This window comes from Methylobacter sp. (assembly GCF_004322395.1).
Classification (GTDB): Bacteria; Pseudomonadota; Gammaproteobacteria; order Methylococcales; family Methylomonadaceae; genus Methylobacter_A.
Window position 1 is genome coordinate 1 of record NZ_SCTW01000144.1, and the last position, 1,799, is coordinate 1,799.

Consider the following 1,799-nt stretch of genomic DNA (forward strand, 5'->3'; position numbering starts at 1 on the left):
TGCATGCATCGCACCCGAAGGGCGAGGCACAAGGATGTGCCGAGTGATTCAAGCGGCATCCGGGTCGCCTTTTCTTTGGTTACTTTCTTTTCGACTGCACGGATGCAGGAGGTAGAGCAACGCAGGAGCAGTTGCCGAGGCGAAGCAAAAGAAAGTAACTCGCTTTCGGGTGCGAGAACCCGATTCAAATAACGTCGCGGTAGCGACACTTTAATAATGAAAATGTTGATACAGTCTAAATCCGAGCAACTACGTAACATCAGTTAATAAATAGTCATGGACATCACTATCACCACCCCTGCCCTGTTATTTCCAGCCATTTCGGTTTTGTTTTTGGCCTATTCCAATCGTTTTTTGGCAATTGCCAGCCGGATTAGAGAACAGCATAACCTGTTTAACAAAACCCAAAGTCCGGTTGCAAAAAAACAGATTGACAGTTTAAAGCACCGCATCCATTTTATTGTGGCTATGCAGTTACTGGCAGTCATCGGTATTATCTGCTGCATACTCGCGATGGGATTGATTTTTTATAGGCAGCAATATTACGGCAATATTACTTTTGGATTCAGCATGGCTTTTATCGTCTTATCGTTGCTGGCCTCAGTAAGCGAGCTATTGCTTTCAACCAAAGCGCTTAATATCGAGCTTGAAGACATGGAAGGATAACCAACCCCTCAGATTCAATGTTCGCCACTAAAATAAAAAAGTAACGACGGCTTTTAAACTTCCGCTATCGATAACAGGTATGGCGAGCATCGAACTCAAGCCACCTTCTGTAACAGCAATGCCCGAGTTATTTCTGATCGCTGGAACTCCGGTTAACCATACTCGGCCTAATATGCCTTCGCCTTTACGGACGGAGATGGTTTCAAAGATTTCCGCCAGCTCATCATTCTGTTTGCTGTATCCTGCCTGACACACCAACCGCTGACCGCTTTGATCCGGCGCCCATATCTGTATGCGTTTGGCAATCGGCGTAGCTTTGGCCGAAAGAAACGTCATGATGTAAACTTGGTTTGCAACTACCGAAACCGGGATGCCCAATGCCGTCGTTATTCCCGCTTTTCTGGCGTCCGCGCTTCTGATAAAAGTAGTAGATAGTCCCAGATCTTCTATCAGTACAGGCATGCCTGTTTCCCATACCTGCCCCGGTAAGCCTGCCCCTTTGGTGAATTTGATTTTCCCGGATAGTCTCTCAAAATCGTCCAGCGTACCGTAATATCCGTCAACAACAGCCAACTCAGAATTTTTCTCTAGACTGTTACTCCATACCTCTATGGCGCCCGCATGATGCTGATCGTCTCCACATAAAAAAACCACCACGGCCATTATAAATTCGCCTGAAAAAACGGGCATTGCAATACCGCAGGTTAAACCGGCTCTTTTAGCGGATTTGGTCCTTTTAAAATAAGAGTAATCAAATTCCGTTAAAACCACAGGATGACCTGCGGCCCACGCTTTACCGGGCAAACCCTCGTCATAAGCGAAAGATTCCTTTTCACTGGCGACTCGAAATTCATTCAACTCACCATACAATCCAGAGCCAAACTCCAACCGGGTACGATCTTTTGTGGGTATCCATATTTCGGTTACTTTAATAAATGTTTTCATATCAAGCCGTTTTCTTTGTAAAAGAAAGCGGATTTCGGATAGCTGATAGATATTCCAATAACATTAAGAGGCTCATATTAGACATAGCAAGAATACCCGAGAATTAAGCAGGTTTTATGCCGGATTGCAGAGTCTGCCAGAACGATAAAAGCCGTTACTTCTGTTGGCGATTATTTATCATCCAAAGC

General features: G+C 45.0%; 3 protein-coding genes. 2 read left to right on the plus strand and 1 reads right to left on the minus strand.

Annotation, left to right across the window (positions count from 1 at the left end; translation table 11 throughout):
- Together EPO18_RS19000 and EPO18_RS19005 are read left to right on the plus strand one after the other, a co-directional pair.
- The coding region (locus tag EPO18_RS19000; protein ID WP_292436163.1) for a hypothetical protein at positions 1–192 on the plus strand (192 nt) is incomplete at its 5' end.
- Positions 193–276: 84 nt separating this feature from the next.
- Positions 277–666 (plus strand): DUF2721 domain-containing protein, encoded by a 390-nt coding sequence (locus tag EPO18_RS19005; RefSeq protein WP_292436165.1) that lies wholly within the window; start codon positions 277–279, stop codon positions 664–666.
- A 27-nt stretch (positions 667–693) separates the two neighbouring features.
- Here EPO18_RS19005 and EPO18_RS19010 read toward each other — a convergent pair whose 3' ends face one another.
- Entirely contained in the window at positions 694–1,611 is a 918-nt protein-coding gene (locus EPO18_RS19010; RefSeq protein WP_292436168.1) for a GAF domain-containing protein, read from the minus strand.
- Positions 1,612–1,799: the final 188 nt, after the last annotated feature.

Bases quoted from the DNA above. Each gene is read 5' to 3' on its own strand.
- EPO18_RS19010 (WP_292436168.1), bottom strand. From the start codon at position 1,611: ATGAAAACATTTATTAAAGTAACCGAAATATGGATACCCACAAAAGAT.
- EPO18_RS19005 (WP_292436165.1), top strand. From the start codon at position 277: ATGGACATCACTATCACCACCCCTGCCCTGTTATTTCCAGCCATTTCG.